A 17,530-nucleotide genomic window follows, 5' to 3' on the forward strand; every position below is an offset into this window, starting at 1 on the left:
GGAGGGTCCGGTTTTCAGCCTTGCCGAATCACCAGTCTGCCACCCTGGCGCTGAGCGACGACTTTGCCCGGGAGATTGATCGCTCCCTGGCCTCGCCAGCCGGTGATCAGCCGGTCGATCTCCTCGATGTGACGGGCGAACAGCGAACCGGCCGGGGCGCCCGCCTCGATGGCCGCGCGACGCAGGATGCGGCGCCGTACGGCGGGCGGCAGCGCGTAGAGCTTGGCGCACTCCAGGAGGCCCGCCGCGTCGCGTACGGAGGCCTCGGCCTGGCTGGCCCAGGCGTCGAGGGCGTCGGCGTCGTCCCGGGACAGCTGGGCCGTGCGGGCGAGTGCCTCCACGACTCCTTTGCCGAGGGCCTTCTCCAGGGCGGGCAGCCCTTCGTGGCGGAGCCGGGAGCGGGTGTACGCAGGGTCGGTGTTGTGCGGGTCGTCCCAGACGGGCAGCGACTGGACCATGCAGGCCTTGCGGGCCGTCTGCCGGTCCAGGTGCAGGAAGGGACGCCGGTAACGGCCGTCGGCCCCCGAGACCGCGGCCATGCCGGACAGGGAGCGGATGCCGGAGCCGCGGGCGAGGCCGAGCAGGACGGTTTCGGCCTGGTCGTCGCGGGTGTGGCCGAGAAGGATCGCGGTGGCGCCGTGGCGCTCGGCGGCGGAGTCCAGAGCGGCGTACCGGGCGTCGCGGGCGGCGGCCTCGGGGCCTCCGTCGCGGCCGACGGTGACGGCGATCGACTCCGCGGGGGCCAGGCCGAGTTCGGTGAGGCGCAGGACGACCTCGTCGGCGCGCACGTCGGAACCGGGCTGCAGACCGTGGTCCACGGTGATGCCACCGGCGCGGATGCCGAGTTTGGGGGCCTCGAAGGCGAGGGCGGAGGCGAGCGCCATGGAATCGGCGCCGCCGGAGCACGCCACGAGGACGAGGGGCGCGAAGGGTGCCGGGGGCGCGTCGCCGCCCTGACGCGGCCGGGGAGAGGCCGCGGGGGGCTGTTCGAGGGGAGCGCCGGCCGGCACGGTCATACTGCGGCGCGTTCCGGGGGCCGGGACGCGCTCGGCGTCGGGCACGCAGGAGCGCGCGGCACCGCGGGCGGGCGTACGCCGGGTGTCGGGGGTGGGCGGATGCTCGGTGAGGATGTCGTGGAGTACGCGGCGGACCGCCAGGCGTATCGCCGCGACCGCAGGATGGGGACCCATGTCCGGTTCCCTTCATGAAGTTTTCGGGGGGTTAGCCCGGGATCGGTCACTCAGAGTGTGTAGATGGTGACAGAACCGGGGCGTTCCCCGAGCATTGCACGCCTACCCATGCTCCACGGTCCCTCGGACGGGTGATTGGAGGGGCGTTTGCCTGCCGTCGGCCGGATCCGGCTCACGACCGTCCCGTAAGGTTCACGACTCCGCCTTGCGGTGCACCCGCGTGACCCAGTCCGCCGGTTTGGCGATCTCGGCCTTGGTCGGGAGGGTGTTCGGGGAGGTCCACACGCGGTTGAACCCGTCCATGCCGACCTCGTTGACGACCGCGCGGACGAAGCGCTCGCCGTCGCGGTACTGCCGGAGCTTGGCGTCCAGGCCGAGCAGCTTGCGCAGGGTCAGGTCGAGGCGGGAGGCACCCTTCGCCCGCCGCTGCTGGAACTTCTCGCGGATCTCGGCGACGGAGGGGACCACGGCGGGTCCGACGCCGTCCATCACGAAGTCAGCGTGTCCCTCCAGGAGGGACATCACGGCGGTGAGCCGGCTGAGGATCTCCCGCTGGGCGGGGGTCTGCACGATTTCCACAAGGGAACGGCCGCCGTCGTCCTCCTCGGTGTCGGGGCGCGAGCCGGCGAGCGACTGCGCGGCCTCGCGGACGCGCTCCAGGACGGTCATGGGGTCGACCTCGGTCTCCCCCAAGAACGACTGGATTTCGCCCTCCAGGTGGTCGCGCAGCCAGGGCACGGCCGAGAACTGGGTGCGGTGCGTCTCCTCGTGAAGGCACACCCAGAGGCGGAAGTCGTGGGGCTGGACGTCGAGTTCGCGCTCCACGTGCACGATGTTCGGGGCGACGAGCAGGAGCCTGCCACCGCCGTTGCCCGAACCCGCGGGGCCGCCGGCGGGCAGGTCCCGGGTCGCGGGCGCGAACGTCTCGTACTGCCCGAGGACCCGGGAGGACAGGAACGACAGCAGCATGCCCACCTCGACACCGGTGACCTTGCCGCCGACCGCGCCGAGGACGGCTCCGCCGGGAGTGTTGCCGCGCCGCTCCTGCATCTTCCCCAGGAGGGGCTTGAGGATCTCCCGGAAACCGGCGACGTTCGCCCGCACCCAGCCGGGGCGGTCGACGACGAGGACGGGGGTGTCGTGCACGACGTCGTCACCCATGCGGGTGAAGCCGCGGACGTGCTCCTCCGAGGACTTCGCGTGCCTGCGCAGTTCGGCGACGATGGCCCTGGCCTCGTCACGGCTCACTTCGGGGCCCGGCCGCACGAGCCGGGTCGCGGTCGCCACCGCGAGGTTCCAGTCGACCATCCCAGTAGATGCAGCACCACCGATGCTCGTCATGCGTCAACCGTACGTGAGCGGGTCCGCGTGCGGTGAGGGGTACGGCACCGGATGCGGCCGGGTGGGGGGCCGGTGGTGCTGGTGATGCCGGTGGGACGGAACGGGTCCGACACCGTCCGGGCGGCCCCCCGTTCGCTCGTCCTGGCGCCGTGGCGGGCCCCGTCCGTCCCGCCGCGTCGCGGCTACCGGCAGCCGCAGGACGCCAGCGCCGTCGCCGTGTGGTCGAGGGCGGACCGCGCGGCGAACGGATTGGGCGGGTTCGCCTCGTCGGACGTCATGAAGGCGAAGGCGAGGAGGCGGCCGTCCGCGTCGACGACCGTTCCGGCGAGGGTGTTCACGCCCGTCAGGGTGCCGGTCTTGGCGCGGACGACGCCGGTGGCCGTGGGGGCGTCGGCGTACCGGGTGCTGAGCGTGCCGGTGAAGCCGGCGATGGGCAGGCCGGTGAGGACCGTACGGAGTTCGGGGTGGTCCGGGTCGCCGGCCGCGGCCAGCAGGGCGGTGAGCAGGTCGGCGGAGACCTTGTCGGCGCGGTTCAGGCCGCTGCCGTCCGCGAAGTGCGCGCCGGCGAGCGGCAGTCCGAGCTTCTTCAGCCGGGCGTGGATCGCCTTCGCGTCGCCGTCGAAGCTGGGGTCGGCGCCGGTGGCGAGGGCGACCTGGCGGGCGAGGGCCTCGGCGATGTCGTTGTCGCTGTTGGTCAGCATGCGCTCGACGAGGGCGGACAGCGGCGGCGAGGAGACGGACGCGAGGGGCTTCGAGCGGCCCGTCGCCTTCGAGAGGCCCGGTGAGGTCGTGTCGATGCCGCGGGCGTGGAGCAGGTCGGCGAACTTCCGTGCCGCGTCGGCCGCCGGGTCCGGGGCACGGACGGCCGTACCGCTCGTGGTGTCGTCCAGACGGCCCTCGTCGACCATCAGGGGCGTCACCGCGGCGATGTTCTCGTTGACCCCGATGGGGTGAAGTACCGGGCCGGTGTAGAGCGAGGTGTCGTAGGAGAGCGTCACGTGCTTCATGTGACGGGACTTCAGCGCGGCGGCCGTCCGGTCGGCGAGGGTGCGCAGGCTCGCCCAGCCGTCGGTGACCTTGCGGGCGGTCAGCGTCGGGTCGCCGCCGCCGACCAGCACGACCTCCTTGGTGTCGGGCTCCAGGACCGTACGCGTGGTGATGCGGTGGTCGGGGCCGGGTGCCGCGAGGGCCGCGACGGCGGTGGCGATCTTCGTGGTGGAGGCCGGGGTCTGGACCTCGTCGGCGCCCTTGCCGTAGAGCCGCTTGCCGGTCGCCACGTCGACGACGACGGCGGTGCGCCGGGCGCCGAGGACGGGGTCGTCGAGCAGCGGGTCGAGGACGCTCTTGAGGGCCTTCTCGGCGGGGGCGGGCACGGCGCCCGTGGAGCGGCTCAGGCCGGCCAGGACGGAGGCGGCACTGGGGGCGGGCCGGGGTGCCGTCGCGGCGGCACCGGCCGCGCCCGCGTGATCTGTGCCACCCTCCGGTGCCCGCGATGCGGCCCAGTCGTGCTCCGCCGTACGCTGGCCGGTGGAGTCCCAGGGACCGGCCACGGTCACCGCACCGGCCGCGAGCGCCAGGCCCACGGTGGCGGCGACCGCTGTGAGCTGCGGTGTCGTGAATCGCACGGCGCCGGGCCGCACGGCTCGGGTGACCCGCACCACATGCGGTTTCACCGTCCGCGCGACCCGCACCAGATGCGGTCTCGCGGTCCGCCAAGCCCTCAGCTCTGGCACGATCACCAGCCCCTTTCGCGATCACCCACCTGCGTGAGGGACACTTAACCACCAGAACTATGTGCTGATCATGGAGGAGCCACCGGTGGAGTTCGACGTCACGATCGAGATTCCGAAGGGTTCACGGAACAAGTACGAGGTGGACCACGAGACCGGTCGGATCCGTCTGGACCGTCGACTCTTCACCTCGACCAGCTACCCGGCCGACTACGGCTTCGTCGAGAACACTCTCGGCGAGGACGGCGACCCGCTGGACGCCCTGGTCATCCTGGACGAGCCGACGTTCCCCGGCTGCCTCATCCAGTGCCGCGCGATCGGCATGTTCCGGATGACGGACGAGGCCGGCGGCGACGACAAGCTGCTGTGCGTCCCGGCGCACGACCCGCGTGTGGAGCACCTGCGCGACATCCACCACGTGTCGGAGTTCGACCGCCTGGAGATCCAGCACTTCTTCGAGGTCTACAAGGACCTCGAGCCCGGCAAGTCCGTCGAGGGCGCCGACTGGGTCGGCCGCACGGACGCCGAGGCCGAGATCGAGCGTTCCTACAAGCGCGCCAAGGAGTCGGGCGGTCACTGACCTGCCGTGGGCGGCCCCGGCCGCCCCGATTCCGAACGGGCCGTGCGATCCCCCCGGGGGCCGCGCGGCCCGTTCTCGTATCCGTACGCATACTGAGGCATACGGAGGTTAGAAGAAGATCCACAGACAGGCGAAAGGCGAGGCGGGAGTTGGTGGCGGACCCGGAAGCGGAAGACCGCAAGCCGCAGTCGGACGAGGCGAGGAGCGCCTTCAGTCCGCCTGTCGGTCTCGCGGCGACGGGATCGGCCACGGTGGACGACGAGTCGTCGACCACCTCGGAGTTCGCCCTCCCCAAGGGGCTCGACGTCGCACAGGCGCCGGCGCCCGAGCAGGAGGGTTCGGCGTTCAGCCTCCCGGCCACGTACAGCGCGCGGCAGGCCCCTCCCGCCTTCACCCCGCCGAACGGCACCCCCTCGGTCAGCCTGACCAAGGACGCCCCCTGGCAGGACCGGATGCGCACGATGCTGCGTATGCCGGTGACCGAGCGGCCCGCGCCGGAGCCCGTCCACAAGGGGGACGACTCGGGCCCCGCCGTCCCGCGTGTGCTCGACCTGACGCTGAGGATCGGCGAGCTGCTCCTCGCGGGCGGTGAGGGCGCCGAGGACGTGGAGACGGCGATGTTCGCGGTCTGCCGCTCCTACGGCCTCGACCGCTGCGAGCCGACCGTCACCTTCACGCTGCTGTCGATCTCGCACCAGCCGTCCCTGGTGGACGACCCGGTGACGGCGTCACGGACGGTCCGCCGCCGGGGCACCGACTACACCCGCCTGGCGGCCGTGTACCGGCTCGTGGACGATCTCAGCGACCCGGAGACCGCGATCTCCCTGGAGGAGGCCTACGGGCGCCTCGCGGAGATGCGCCGCAACCGCCACCCGTACCCCGGATGGGTGCTCACGGCGTCCGGCGGGCTGCTGGCCGGTGCGGCCTCCGTGCTCGTCGGCGGTGACGCGATCGTGTTCGTCGCGGCGGCGCTCGGCGCGATGCTCGGCGACCGGCTCGCGTGGCTGTGCGCCGGGCGCGGGCTGCCGGAGTTCTACCAGTTCACCGTCGCCGCCATGCCGCCCGCCGCGATAGGGGTGGCGCTCACAGTCGCGCACGTCGACGTGAAGGCGTCCGCCGTGATCACCGGTGGGCTCTTCGCGCTGCTGCCGGGGCGGGCGCTCGTCGCGGGCGTGCAGGACGGTCTGACCGGCTTCTACATCACCGCGTCCGCGCGCCTGCTCGAAGTCATGTACTTCTTCGTCGGCATCGTCGCCGGCGTCCTGCTCGTGCTCTATTTCGGCGTGAAGCTGGGCGCGGAGCTGAACCCGGACGCGGCGCTGAACATCTCCGAACGGCCGCTGCTGCAGATCGCCGCGTCCATGCTGCTGTCGCTGACCTTCGCGGTGCTGCTCCAGCAGGAGCGGTCCACCGTGCTGGCCGTGACCCTCAACGGCGGAGTGGCCTGGTCGGTGTATGGGGCGATGCGCTACGCGGGCGACATCTCCCCGGTGGCCTCCACGGCCGTCGCCGCGGGCCTGGTCGGGCTCTTCGGGCAGCTGTTGTCGCGCTACCGGTTCGCCTCGGCGCTGCCGTACACCACGGCCGCGATCGGGCCCCTGCTGCCCGGTTCGGCCACCTACTTCGGGCTGCTGTCGATCGCGCAGAACAACGTCGACAAGGGGCTGGTCTCGCTCACCAAGGCGGCGGCCCTCGCGATGGCCATCGCGATCGGCGTGAACCTCGGATCGGAGATCTCGCGGCTCTTCCTGCGGCTGCCGGGCGGCTCCGCCGGCGGCCGTCGGGCCGCCAAGCGGACGCGCGGATTCTGAGGTCCGCGGCCGCCGCGAGGGCGGCCCGGCGGCCTCAGTTCCGGCCGTTCCCCTGGCCGTAGGGGTACTGCTCCGAGCCGTACTGCTGCTGGGACGGGTCCTGCGGGTACGGCCGGCGCCTGCCCTGACGCGGGTCGTAGCCCTGCTGGGGCTGCTGGGGCTGCTGGGACTGCCCCTGGTCGTAGCCCTGCTGGTAGCCCTGATCGTACTGCTGCTGGTCGTAGCCGCCCTGTCCCTGGCCGTACTGCTGCTGCGGCTCCTGGTACTGCTGCTGCGGGTAGCCGTAGGCCTGGTGCTGGTTCTGGTGCTGGTTCGCGTAGGGGTCCTGGCCCTGGTTGCCGTACGGGTCGTGGCCCTGGGCCTGACCCTGATGGCCGTACGAACCGTCGTGGCCGTTGTTCCCGTACGCCTGGTCGTGGCCCTGGTAGCCGTACGGGTCCTGGCTCTCCTGGACCGGCGGTACGCGCAGCGGCCGGGTCGCGTCGTCCATGACGGGCGCGGCGGGGCGGGTGTGGGCGGCCGGGGGCAGGTCCTGCTCCCGCGGCGGGTTCTTCTTGGCCTTGGACCGGGCGCGCAGGAACTCGATGGCGATCGGGACGACCGACACGAGGACGATCAGGATGAGGATCGCCTCGATGTTCTTGTGCACGAACTCGATGTTGCCGAGCCAGGAACCGAGCAGTGTGACACCCGCTCCCCACAGGACGCCGCCGATGACGTTGAACGTGATGAAGGAGCGGTACTTCATACCGCTGACGCCGGCGATGATCGGCGTGAACGTGCGCACGATGGGCACGAAGCGGGCCAGCACCAGGGACTTGGGCCCGTACTTCTCGAAGAACTCGTGGGCCTTCACCACGTTCTCCTGCTTGAACAGGCGGGAGTCCGGGCGGGTGAACAGGGAGGGACCGACCTTCTTGCCGAAGAGGTAGCCCGCCTGGTCGCCGAGGATCGCGGCGACGCAGATCAGCAGGATCGCCGCCCACAGCGGGAAGTCCAGGGTGCCCGCCGTGATCAGCAGACCGCAGGTGAAGAGCAGCGAGTCGCCCGGCAGGAAGAAGCCGATGAGCAGACCGGACTCGGCGAAGACGATGAGCAGCAGACCCCAGATGCCGAAGTTGTCCAGGAGCGTGTTCGGATCCAGCCAGCTTGGACCTAGGGCAAGCGTCGTCACGGTTCCGGGCTCCTGAGGGGTGAAGGGAGGTGCGGCGGTCCTGTTCGGCCGACCAAAGCTATCAACGCAATGGGTCCACCCCAGGTTCCACCCGTGGCTCCAGGATGCACTGTGCGCCGACTGCGACAAAGCTGTGAGCCATGGGCATCGAAGAATACGGAGGCGGCCAGGGTCCCCAGTCGGACATTCTGGTCGTGACGACGAACGACGTACCCGGTTACCGCGTCGAGCGGGTCATCGGTGAGGTCTTCGGCCTCACCGTGCGCTCGCGTCATCTGGGCAGCCAGATCGGCGCGGGTCTGAAGTCGATGATCGGCGGTGAGCTCAAGGGGCTCACCAAGACGCTGGTCGAGACCAGGAACCAGGCCATGGAACGGCTCGTCGAGCAGGCACGCACGCGTGGCGGCAACGGCGTGCTGATGTTCCGTTTCGACGTGAGCGAGGCGGCGGACGTCGGCACGGAGGTGTGCGCCTACGGCACGGCCGTGGTCCTCGTGAAGGAGTAGCGCGGGAGTAGCGCGGGAGTAGCGCGGGAGTAGCGCGAACGCCGGCCGCGGGAAACGCGGACGGCGGGTACGGGTAAGGGGCGGCCGTCATGGACGGTCACCCCTTACTCGTCTTCGTACGGCCGGACCGCACCTCTCTGCCGGCGGCCGGACCTCGCCCGTGCGCCTATGGCCGGTCCGGCGCCCGTGTGGCTACGGCCGGTCCTCGCCCGTGGCCCCTGTGCCCGCGCCCGGTCGTCACCCGTGTCCTCACCCGCCGGCGCGGGCCGCGTTCGCCGCGATCGCGGTCCTCAGGTGCTCGGCCAGCCCCGGCCGCATGGAGTCGTAGAACTCCTTGAAGCGCTCGTCGGCGACGTACATCACGCCGAGCCCCTGGTGGATCTCGTAGGTGCAGTCGTAGAACCACCGGGTGATGTGCTGCCGGTGCTCCTCGGCCAGGTCCATGGCCCGCTCGCCCTCGGGCAGTTCACCGGCCTCCATGAGGGCGCCGTACCGCTCGCCCCACGACGCCACCTCCGCCTGCATGCGTTTCCAGTCGTCCTTCGTGTAGCGGGCCGCGCGGCGCTGCGACTCGGCGTAGGTGTCCGTGCCTCCCCAGCGGCGTTCGGCCTCCTCCGCGTGTGCCTCCGGGTCCTTGTCCCCGAAGACCTCGAACCGCTCCTCCGGCGTCAGGTCGATACCCATCGTCCGTGCCTCCATGGCGTGCTCCACGGCCGCCGCCATCCTCTGCAACTTCTCGATCCGGGCCGTCAGCAGGCCGTGCTGACGGCGCAGGTGGGTGCGCGCGTCGGCCTTCCCGTCGGCCTGATCGTCGAGCAGGGCGGCGACCTCGTCGAGCGGAAAGCCGAGCTCCCGGTAGAACAGGATCCGCTGCAGCCGGTCGAGGTCGGCCTCGCTGTAGCGCCGGTGCCCCGCGTGGCTGCGTCCGCCGGGTGCGAGCAGGCCGATCTCGTCGTAGTGGTGCAGCGTGCGCACCGTGATCCCGGCGAAACCGGCGACCTGGCCCACTGAGTAGCTCAACGTCCGCTCCTTCCTCGGTACGCGCCTCACGATGGGGCCTCACGCGACGTGAGGTGCAAGCCCCGGCCCACCGTCCGGTCCGGGCCCTCCCCGTCGCCCGCTCGGCCGTCACACCCCGCCGACCGCTCGGGATGTTATGTCCGTTTCGCGCGCTTAGGGTGAGCCCGTGACCGACGAAGCGGCTCCCCCGGGGCCCGCCCCCTCCCGGGCGATGCGCGCACGGACCCTGCTGCCGTTGTTCCTCCCGGCCGTCGTCGTCGGCGCGGTCGCCAGTCTCCTCTTCGTGGGCGTGAGCGAGCTGGCCGACCAGCTCAAGGACGTGCTGTGGTCGACGCTGCCGGACGCGCTCGGCGTCGGCCGCTACTCCTCCCTGTGGATGATCGTCATGCTCACCGCCACCGGCGTCCTGGTCGGCCTGGTCGTGTGGAAGGCCCCGGGGCACGCGGGCCCCGACCCGGCGACCCTGGGGCTCCAGGCCTCCCCGATGGCCCTCGTCATCCTCCCGGGGCTCCTTGTGGCGACGGCGCTGATGCTGGCCGGCGGTCCGAGCCTCGGCCCGGAGAACCCGATCATCGCGGTCAACGTGGCGCTGGCTTTCTGGGCGGGCCGCAGATTCGCGCCGGCCGCCCCGGGCGAGCTGTGGGTGACCCTGGCCGAGGCCGCGACCATCGGCGCCTTGTTCGGTACGCCGGTCGCGGCGGCGCTGGTCATCTCGGAGGCGCTCGCCGGACGCCAGGTGAAGGGCATGCTGTGGGACAACCTCTTCGCCCCGCTGACGGCGGCGTCGGTGGGCTCGATGACGACGGCGCTGATCGGCCATCCCAGCTTCGACCTGGATCTGCCCCCGCTCGGTGACCCCGGCTGGACCGACGTCCTGTCCGCGCTGGTGATCGCCTCCGCCGCTGCGGTGCTGGGCATGGCCGGGGTCTACGTCTTCCCCTATGTCCACAAGGTCTTCAGGCGCCTGCGTCACCCCATGGTGGCGCTTCCCGTCGGCGGCCTCGTCCTCGGCCTGCTCGGCTGTCTGGGCGGCTCCCTGACCCTGTTCAAGGGCCTGGACCAGGTCGCGGAGCTGGCCAAGAACCCGGACGGCTACTCGGCCGGCCGGCTGGCGCTGATGACCGTGGTGAAGCTGGCGGCCCTGGTGGTCGCGGCGAGCTGCGGTTTCCGCGGCGGCCGTATCTTCCCGGCGGTGTTCGCCGGCGCGGCGTTCGGGCTGTGCGCCCACGCGCTCGTGCCCTCGGTCCCGGCGTCGCTGGGCCTGGCCGCCGGGGTGCTCGGCATGCTCCTCGCGATCACCCGGCAGGGCTGGGTCAGCCTGTTCACGGCGGCCGTCCTGGTGTCCTCGCCCTCGATCATCGCCCTCCTGTGCATCGCCTCCCTGCCGGCCTGGCTGCTGGTGACCGGCCGGCCCCAGATGCAGCTGCGCGAGGACGGGACCGCGATCCGATGACCCGATCCGTGAACCGCGGGAGTGCCCGCATCCGATGAACGAAGGGGACGCTCCGTCCCGCAGAACGATGGGAGAAGCCCATGCCGCTCCACAAGGGCCACCAGGCACACGAGGAAACCCCGATGTCCGTCAACCCGTTCTACGGGGAGACCAACCCGGTCAGCGGCATGGTCGAGGCGCCGCCCAAGCACCGCCTCCCGGACGGCCCGCTGCCGCCCACCACCGCGCTCCAGATCGTGCACGACGAGCTGATGCTGGACGGGAACTCCCGGCTGAACCTGGCCACCTTCGTCACCACCTGGATGGAACCGCAGGCGGGGATGCTGATGGCGGAGTGCCGCGACAAGAACATGATCGACAAGGACGAGTACCCGCGCACGGCCGAGCTGGAGCGGCGCTGCGTGGCGATGCTCGCCGAGCTGTGGCACGCGCCCGATCCGTCGACGGCGGTCGGCTGCTCGACGACCGGGTCGAGCGAGGCGTGCATGCTCGCCGGCATGGCGCTCAAGCGGCGCTGGGCGCAGCGGAACGCCGACCGCTACCCCGGCGCCCGGCCCAACCTGGTGATGGGGGTGAACGTCCAGGTCTGCTGGGACAAGTTCTGCAACTTCTGGGAGGTCGAGGCACGCCAGGTCCCCATGGAGGGCGACCGGTTCCATCTCGACCCCCAGGCGGCGGCCGAGCTGTGCGACGAGAACACCATCGGGGTCGTCGGCATCCTCGGCTCCACCTTCGACGGGTCGTACGAGCCGATCCAGGAGCTGTGCGCGGCGCTGGACGCGCTCCAGGAGCGCACGGGCCTCGACATCCCCGTCCATGTCGACGGCGCGTCCGGCGCGATGGTCGCGCCCTTCATCGACGAGGACCTCATCTGGGACTTCCGGCTGCCCCGGGTGTCGTCGATCAACACCTCGGGCCACAAGTACGGCCTGGTGTACCCGGGTGTCGGCTGGGCGCTGTGGCGGACCCCCGAGGACCTGCCCGAGGAGCTGGTCTTCCGGGTGAACTACCTGGGCGGTGACATGCCGACCTTCGCGCTCAACTTCTCGCGCCCCGGAGCACAGGTCGTCGCGCAGTACTACACGTTCCTGCGCCTGGGCCGCGAGGGCTACCGGACGGTGCAGCAGACCACCCGGGACGTGGCGCGGGGTCTGGCCGAACGGGTCGACTGCCTGGGCGACTTCCGGCTCATCACCCGGGGCGACGAGCTGCCGGTCTTCGCGTTCACGACCGCCCCCGAGATCACCTCGTACGACGTGTTCGACGTGTCCCGGCGGATGCGTGAGAGCGGCTGGCTGATCCCGGCGTACACGTTCCCCGAGAACCGGCAGGACCTGTCGGTGCTGCGTGTGGTGTGCCGCAACGGCTTCACCTCCGACCTGGCCGAGCTGTTCATCGACGACCTGAAGCGGCTGCTGCCCGAACTGCGCCGCCAGTCCCACCCGTTGCCCCAGGACAAGAGCACGGCGACGAGCTTCCACCACTAGGGCGAGCCGCTCGCGCTCACCCGGTCGGGCCGCCGGGGCGGGTCAGCGGGTCGGGTCAGCGGGCGTCCTCCGGGTGCCGCTCGCCCGTCGCGTACGGGTTCTCCTCGCCCTGCGCGAGGATCCCGACGAACGGCGCGCCCTCCCCGGCGAAGGTGTACGCGCCGGCCTCGACGCGGGCGATCAGGCCGCGGGTCCACGCCGCGTCGGCATCGGCGGAGTGGACCCACAGGTTCATGATCTCGCCGATGTGGCCGAGCTGTTCGGGGCCGCCCTCGGGCACGTAGTGCCCGGTGACGGCCGCCCGCCACTCCTCGATCCTCCCGACGCGCTCCTTCAGAAGGGCCACGGCCTCCGCGCGCGGGAGGTCGACCATGAAGCCGATGCCCGCCGACCGCACGTCCATCTTCTGGTCGTACGCCGTCAGGGAGGCGCGCAGCAGCGCCAGGAACTCCTCGGTGCCGCTGTCCGTGATCTCGTACTCGGTGCGGGGCGGGCCGCCGGCCGTGGACGGCGCGATCTCGTGGGCGTGCAGCAGTCCCTGCTTGGCCATCTGCTTGAGCGCGTGGTAGATCGAGCCGGGCTTGGCGTTGGACCACTCGTGCGCGCCCCAGTACTCCAGGTCGTTGCGCACCTGATAGCCGTGGGCCCGCCCGTGCTGGCGCACCGCGCCGAGCACGAGGAGACGGATCGCTGACATGCCGCCCAGCCTAAGGCGGCCGGGGAGGTCAGCCCCAGGAGGTGCCCTGCTCCTGCGCGACCAGTTCGAAGGCCGTCTTCCCGTCCAGCGACTCGCGGATGATGTCGGCGTGACCCGCGTGACGGGCCGTCTCGCGGATCAGGTGCAGGGCCACCCAGCGCATCGAGACGCGGCCCTCGGGCGGGAACCAGGGGTCGTTCGGGAGCGCGAAGGTGTCGTCGAGGCTCGGCACCGAGCGCAGGAACGCCTCGGTCTCGGCGGCGACCTTCTCCCAGTAAGCGAGCTGCCCGGCGATGGTCTCCCCCTCGGCCAGGACGAAGCACTCGTGCCAGTTCGACTCGTCGCGCCGCACGGCGGGCGCCTCGCCCCGGGCGCGCGCGATCCATGTCTGCTCGACCTCGGCGACATGCTTGAGCAGCCCCGACAGGGACAGTTCGCTCGCGCTCGGCCGGCTCGCGGCCTGTTCCTCGGAGAGTCCGAGGAGCGCCCGGCGGACACCGCCCCGCTGCTCCTCGATGAAGGCGAGCAGTGCCCCGCGCTCGTCGCCCTGCTCCTCGGCTCGCACATGCGTGACCATGACCGGCCCCTCTCGTCCCATCGGGTCCTCTTGCCTGACACCGATGGACGCTACGGGCCCTTGCGGTCAGGTTCTGTCCGCAAGGGCCCGGGTGCGCGAGAAGGAGCGTCCCGCGGTCAGAAGGGGAAGCGGCTGCGGCCGTGCTGCACGGAGATCCACTTCGTGGTGGTGAACGCGTCGACCGTCGTCTCGCCGTTCAGGCGGCCGGTGCCGGAGTGCTTCTCGCCACCGAACGGGACGAGGGGCTCGTCGTGGACGGTGCCGTCGTTGACGTGGAACATGCCGGTGTCGATCTGCTTGGCGAAGTTCACGCCGCGCTCGATGTCGGCGGTGTGGACGGCGCCGGACAGCCCGTACGGGGTGTCGTTGACGAGGCGGACGGCCTCCTCCTCGCCGTCGAAGGGGACGAGGAAGACGACGGGCCCGAAGACCTCCTGCCGCAGCAGCGCGGAGTCGGCGGGCAGACCGGTCAGGACGGAGGGAGAGACCAGGTTGTCCGTGGTCGTGCCGTGCACCAGAGCGGTGCCGCCCTCCGCGATCGCCTGCTCGACGGCACCCGCCAGGGCGTCCGCCTGCGAGGAGTTGATGACCGGGCCGATCACCGTCTGCGGGTCGCTCGGGTCGCCGACCTTCAGGGCCCGCACCTTGGCGACGAACTTCTCGGTGAACTCGGCCTCGACGGAGCGATCCACGAGGACACGGTTCGCGGCCATGCAGACCTGGCCCTGGTGGACGTAGCGGCTGAAGACCGCCGCGTCGACCGCGTAGTCGATGTCGGCGTCGTCCAGCACCACCAGGGCGCTGTTGCCGCCCAGTTCGAGGACCGAGCGCTTGAAGTTCGCGGCGCAGACCGTGGCGACGTGCCGGCCGACCTTGTCGGAGCCGGTGAAGGAGATGACCTTCGGCACCGGGTGCTCGATGAAGGCGTCGCCTATCTCGGCTATGTCGGTGATGACGACGTTCAGCAGGCCGCCCGGCAGCCCCGCGTCCTCGAAGATCTTCGCGACCAGGGACCCGCCGACGATCGGCGTGTTCTGGTGCGGCTTGAGGACCACGCCGTTGCCGAGCGCGAGGGCCGGGGCGACGGACTTGACCGACAGCAGGAAGGGGAAGTTGAAGGGGCTGATCACGCCCACGACGCCCACCGGGACGCGGTAGAGGCGGTTCTCCTTGCCGTCGACCGGCGAGGGGATGATCTTGCCTTCGGGACGCAGCGCCAGTTGGACCGACTCGCGCAGGAACTCCCGGACGAGGTGCAGCTCGAACGCGGCCTTGAGGCGGGTGCCGCCCAGTTCCGCGATGATCACCTCGGTGATCTCGGCCTCACGCTCGTCGATGAGGGCGAGAGCCTTCTCGAAGACGGCGCGGCGCGCGTACGGGTTGGTGGCGCCCCATTCCTTCTGGGCGCGCTCGGCGGCGCGGTAGGCGTCGTCGACCTCCTCCACCGTGGCGATGGTGATCGAGGCCAGCTTCTCGCCGTCGTACGGGTTGAAGTCGATGATGTCCCAGGAGCCGCTACCCGGGCGCCACTCGCCGTCGATGTACTGCTGGGCCAGGTCGGTGAAGTAGGACGACATGCGCTCCCTCAATCCCTGTGCTGCCGAGGCAGGCTCCAGGCCCGGGGCAGCGGACATCCGATCACGGTCTGATCACACGTCATCGTACTTGTGTTTCAAGGGAGTTGAAGGTGACCTGGCAAGTCCGTGGCGGCGATCAGGAGAGCTGGAGGAGACCCCGCAGCAGATCGCGGCTCTCGGACGGCCCGGGGCTGTCCTGCTGGAGCTGCTTGAGCGCGCTCTCGTACTGCGTGACGTCCTCGCGCTTGTCCAGGTAGAGCGCGCTGGTCAGCTGCTCCAGGTAGACGACGTCCGAGAGGTCGGACTCCGGGAAGCTGAGGAGGGTGAAGGAGCCGCTCTCGCCGGAGTGCCCGCCGAAGCTGAACGGCATCACCTGGAGCCGGACGTTGGGCTGTTCCGAGACGTCGATCAGGTGCTGGAGCTGTCCGCGCATCACCTCGCGGTCGCCGTACGGGCGGCGGAGCGCGGCCTCGTCGAGGACGATGTGGAATTCCGGGGCGTTCTCGGCGACGAGGTACTTCTGCCGCTCCAGACGCAGCGCGACGCGGCGGTCGACGTCGGCCGCGGAGGCGCCCTTCATGCCGCGCCGGACGACCGCGTGGGCGTACGCCTCGGTCTGCAACAGGCCGTGCACGAACTGGACTTCGTAGACGCGGATCAGGTGCGCGGCGCCTTCGAGGCCCACATAGGTGGGGAACCAGCTCGGCAGGACGTCGGAGTAACTGTGCCACCAGCCCGCGACGTTGGCCTCCTTGGCGAGCGAGACCAGGGAGGTGCGCTCCGCCTCGTCGGTGATGCCGTAGAGCGTCAGCAGATCCTCGACGTCGCGCGTCTTGAAGCTCACCCGTCCCAACTCCATGCGGCTGATCTTCGATTCGGAGGCGCGGATCGAATAGCCGGCCGCTTCACGGGTGATGCCGCGCGCCTCACGCAGGCGCCGCAGATGTGACCCCAGCAGCATGCGCCGCACCACCGAGCCGCTCGACTCACCAGCGCTCACGTTCGTCCGCCTCCCCAACCGTCTTCCAGACGCCGCAGTCTGCCACTAAAACACTTCAAGCAGTACTCGTTCGGTTACGGAAACGGAAAGGAGCCAAAGGAGGCGCGCAATAACAGATCAACAGAGCGTCAACAACGGGAATTTTGCGCCAGAAGAAATGCACAGGAACCAGGAGAGGAAGGTCCAATCCGGGCGCGTGCACGTGCATCTGCCCTTGCATCTGCTGTGCGCATTCGGAACCATGGTCCCCGCGCCACCGCTGCATCGCAACGACCGCGAACACCCGGGAGTGCCTCGCATGGGGACGAATGGATCGACCATGCTCGAACCCTTACGGCAGGGACTTCCGCCTCTCGATCCCGCGGCCGTGTGCAGCGCTGCTTCGTGCGCTCTGCCCGCCCGCTTCGAAGCGGTCCGCGAGGCGCGGCAGTTCACGCGCAGGACGCTGGAGCAGTGGGACATCGGCGAACGGTTCGACGACGTCTGCCTGGTCGTCTCCGAACTCGTCACCAACGCACTGCGTCACGCCCTGCCCTCGGACACCCCGCGTGACGACCAAGGGCCGCCCGTACGGCTGCACTTGATGCGCTGGACCTCACGACTGGTGTGCGCAGTGCGCGACCCCAGCCACGAGAGTCCGGTCGCCGGCGACTCGGACGACTTCTCCGCGGAATCCGGCCGCGGCCTCTTCCTCGTCGACTCGTTCGCCGACGGCTGGGGCTGGCACCCGCTCGCCGGGACGCTCAGCGGCAAGGTGGTCTGGGCTCTGTTCCGGCTGCCGCCGCAACCGGCACCAGCCGCTCCCCCCTGTGCGTGAAGAACCGCGGCGCCTTCCGGCGCCGCGGTTCTACGCGCGTCACGGAACGCTGCGTGACGACTACCCTCGGTCGATGCCGGCCCTCCCGTGGCCGGGCCCCGCCGCGCGTTCCACGATCACATCCGTCATCCGGCGATCAGGTGGTCGAACTCGCCGTCCTTGATGCCCAGGAGCATCGCTTCTATCTCGGCGCGGGTGTAGACGAGCGCGGGCCCCTCGGGGAACCGCGAGTTCCGCACCGCCACGTCGCCGCCGGGCAGCCGCGCGAACTCCACGCAGGAACCCTGCGAGTTGCTGTGCCTGCTCTTCTGCCAGGCCACACCGTCGAGTTCGGTCGCGGCCATGCCGTTGTACACGTCGTCAGCCATGCCGTTGTACACGTCATCCAGGTCGAACACGTCGTGGTCCACAGGTCGCTCCCCGGTCGTGCAGTGGCTGAGGTGGCCATAGATGCAGTGGTCAACTGACTCGGATCATAGCTCTGTTCATGTGCAGATGCATGGGCAGATGCACGTGCACGGGGGGTGGTCCTGCGGTTACAGCTTCAACCGGTTCTTGACTACCGACCGT

16 protein-coding genes are annotated in these 17,530 nt (G+C 70.6%); 6 read left to right on the forward strand and 10 right to left on the reverse strand.

Annotated features, from left to right (window positions below; genetic code table 11):
- Positions 1–14: 14 nt before the first annotated feature.
- The 3 genes from tilS to dacB form a co-directional block, all read right to left on the reverse strand.
- Positions 15–1,190, reverse strand: coding sequence for a tRNA lysidine(34) synthetase TilS (gene tilS / locus ABZT74_RS28810; protein ID WP_356439398.1), 1,176 nt, complete (start codon positions 1,188–1,190; stop codon positions 15–17).
- A 192-nt stretch (positions 1,191–1,382) separates the two neighbouring features.
- Complete coding sequence (locus tag ABZT74_RS28815) at positions 1,383–2,531, reverse strand: zinc-dependent metalloprotease (protein ID WP_356176121.1); 1,149 nt, start codon at positions 2,529–2,531, stop codon at positions 1,383–1,385.
- Between the two features lie 182 nt (positions 2,532–2,713).
- Positions 2,714–4,270 carry a D-alanyl-D-alanine carboxypeptidase/D-alanyl-D-alanine-endopeptidase gene (gene dacB, locus ABZT74_RS28820; RefSeq protein WP_356439401.1) on the reverse strand — a complete coding sequence of 519 codons (1,557 nt, stop codon included), beginning with the start codon at positions 4,268–4,270 and terminating at the stop codon, positions 2,714–2,716.
- A 79-nt stretch (positions 4,271–4,349) separates the two neighbouring features.
- Between dacB and ABZT74_RS28825 the strand changes: the two genes are divergently transcribed.
- Together ABZT74_RS28825 and ABZT74_RS28830 are read left to right on the forward strand one after the other, a co-directional pair.
- Positions 4,350–4,841 carry an inorganic diphosphatase gene (locus tag ABZT74_RS28825; RefSeq protein ID WP_355878800.1) on the forward strand — a complete coding sequence of 164 codons (492 nt, stop codon included), beginning with the start codon at positions 4,350–4,352 and terminating at the stop codon, positions 4,839–4,841.
- Positions 4,842–4,993: 152 nt separating this feature from the next.
- A complete protein-coding gene (locus tag ABZT74_RS28830) occupies positions 4,994–6,652 on the forward strand; it encodes a threonine/serine exporter family protein (protein WP_356439404.1) in 1,659 nt (552 codons plus the stop codon).
- A 34-nt stretch (positions 6,653–6,686) separates the two neighbouring features.
- Here ABZT74_RS28830 and ABZT74_RS28835 read toward each other — a convergent pair whose 3' ends face one another.
- Complete coding sequence (locus ABZT74_RS28835) at positions 6,687–7,826, reverse strand: VTT domain-containing protein (RefSeq protein WP_356439407.1); 1,140 nt, start codon at positions 7,824–7,826, stop codon at positions 6,687–6,689.
- Positions 7,827–7,966: 140 nt separating this feature from the next.
- Between ABZT74_RS28835 and ABZT74_RS28840 the strand changes: the two genes are divergently transcribed.
- Complete coding sequence (locus tag ABZT74_RS28840) at positions 7,967–8,332, forward strand: YbjQ family protein (protein WP_355878808.1); 366 nt, start codon at positions 7,967–7,969, stop codon at positions 8,330–8,332.
- 249 nt (positions 8,333–8,581) lie between these two features.
- On the opposite strand, the gene ABZT74_RS28845 is transcribed toward ABZT74_RS28840, so the two are convergent.
- Positions 8,582–9,352 (reverse strand): MerR family transcriptional regulator, encoded by a 771-nt coding sequence (locus ABZT74_RS28845; RefSeq protein WP_356439410.1) that lies wholly within the window; start codon positions 9,350–9,352, stop codon positions 8,582–8,584.
- A gap of 211 nt (positions 9,353–9,563) precedes the next feature.
- On the opposite strand from ABZT74_RS28845, the gene ABZT74_RS28850 reads away from it, so the two are divergent.
- Together ABZT74_RS28850 and ABZT74_RS28855 are read left to right on the forward strand one after the other, a co-directional pair.
- Positions 9,564–10,805, forward strand: coding sequence for an ion channel protein (locus ABZT74_RS28850; protein WP_356439464.1), 1,242 nt, complete (start codon positions 9,564–9,566; stop codon positions 10,803–10,805).
- An 80-nt stretch (positions 10,806–10,885) separates the two neighbouring features.
- Positions 10,886–12,292: a glutamate decarboxylase gene (locus ABZT74_RS28855; RefSeq protein ID WP_355878814.1), complete on the forward strand. Its 1,407-nt coding sequence runs from the start codon at positions 10,886–10,888 to the stop codon at positions 12,290–12,292.
- A gap of 55 nt (positions 12,293–12,347) precedes the next feature.
- Here ABZT74_RS28855 and ABZT74_RS28860 read toward each other — a convergent pair whose 3' ends face one another.
- The 4 genes from ABZT74_RS28860 to ABZT74_RS28875 form a co-directional block, all read right to left on the reverse strand.
- Positions 12,348–12,989 (reverse strand): PadR family transcriptional regulator, encoded by a 642-nt coding sequence (locus ABZT74_RS28860; RefSeq protein WP_355878817.1) that lies wholly within the window; start codon positions 12,987–12,989, stop codon positions 12,348–12,350.
- A gap of 28 nt (positions 12,990–13,017) precedes the next feature.
- Positions 13,018–13,566, reverse strand: a complete 549-nt coding sequence (locus tag ABZT74_RS28865) for a DinB family protein (protein ID WP_356176133.1) — start codon at positions 13,564–13,566, stop codon at positions 13,018–13,020.
- Between the two features lie 116 nt (positions 13,567–13,682).
- The gene (locus tag ABZT74_RS28870; RefSeq protein WP_356439413.1) at positions 13,683–15,143 is read right to left on the reverse strand and encodes an aldehyde dehydrogenase family protein; all 1,461 of its coding nucleotides are present in this window, start codon (positions 15,141–15,143) and stop codon (positions 13,683–13,685) included.
- Positions 15,144–15,279: 136 nt separating this feature from the next.
- Entirely contained in the window at positions 15,280–16,104 is an 825-nt protein-coding gene (locus ABZT74_RS28875) for a helix-turn-helix transcriptional regulator (RefSeq protein WP_356176198.1), read from the reverse strand.
- Between the two features lie 337 nt (positions 16,105–16,441).
- On the opposite strand from ABZT74_RS28875, the gene ABZT74_RS28880 reads away from it, so the two are divergent.
- Entirely contained in the window at positions 16,442–16,960 is a 519-nt protein-coding gene (locus ABZT74_RS28880; RefSeq protein ID WP_355878820.1) for an ATP-binding protein, read from the forward strand.
- A 125-nt stretch (positions 16,961–17,085) separates the two neighbouring features.
- Here ABZT74_RS28880 and ABZT74_RS28885 read toward each other — a convergent pair whose 3' ends face one another.
- Positions 17,086–17,328, reverse strand: a complete 243-nt coding sequence (locus ABZT74_RS28885) for a DUF397 domain-containing protein (protein WP_355878903.1) — start codon at positions 17,326–17,328, stop codon at positions 17,086–17,088.
- Positions 17,329–17,530: the final 202 nt, after the last annotated feature.

This window comes from Streptomyces sp. NPDC005302 (assembly GCF_040607345.1).
In the GTDB taxonomy this organism is placed as follows: domain Bacteria; phylum Actinomycetota; class Actinomycetes; order Streptomycetales; family Streptomycetaceae; genus Streptomyces.

What these genes read in the sequence shown, in the direction of transcription:
- ABZT74_RS28855 (WP_355878814.1), top strand. Translation starts at nt 10,886, where the DNA reads ATGCCGCTCCACAAGGGCCACCAGGCACACGAGGAAACCCCGATGTCC.
- ABZT74_RS28875 (WP_356176198.1), bottom strand. Translation starts at nt 16,104, where the DNA reads ATGCTGCTGGGGTCACATCTGCGGCGCCTGCGTGAGGCGCGCGGCATC.
- ABZT74_RS28840 (WP_355878808.1), top strand. Translation starts at nt 7,967, where the DNA reads ATGGGCATCGAAGAATACGGAGGCGGCCAGGGTCCCCAGTCGGACATT.
- ABZT74_RS28870 (WP_356439413.1), bottom strand. Translation starts at nt 15,143, where the DNA reads ATGTCGTCCTACTTCACCGACCTGGCCCAGCAGTACATCGACGGCGAG.
- ABZT74_RS28885 (WP_355878903.1), bottom strand. Translation starts at nt 17,328, where the DNA reads ATGGCTGACGACGTGTACAACGGCATGGCCGCGACCGAACTCGACGGT.
- ABZT74_RS28850 (WP_356439464.1), top strand. Translation starts at nt 9,564, where the DNA reads ATGCGCGCACGGACCCTGCTGCCGTTGTTCCTCCCGGCCGTCGTCGTC.
- ABZT74_RS28815 (WP_356176121.1), bottom strand. Translation starts at nt 2,531, where the DNA reads ATGACGAGCATCGGTGGTGCTGCATCTACTGGGATGGTCGACTGGAAC.
- ABZT74_RS28865 (WP_356176133.1), bottom strand. Translation starts at nt 13,566, where the DNA reads ATGGTCACGCATGTGCGAGCCGAGGAGCAGGGCGACGAGCGCGGGGCA.
- ABZT74_RS28880 (WP_355878820.1), top strand. Translation starts at nt 16,442, where the DNA reads ATGGGGACGAATGGATCGACCATGCTCGAACCCTTACGGCAGGGACTT.
- ABZT74_RS28860 (WP_355878817.1), bottom strand. Translation starts at nt 12,989, where the DNA reads ATGTCAGCGATCCGTCTCCTCGTGCTCGGCGCGGTGCGCCAGCACGGG.
- tilS (WP_356439398.1), bottom strand. Translation starts at nt 1,190, where the DNA reads ATGGGTCCCCATCCTGCGGTCGCGGCGATACGCCTGGCGGTCCGCCGC.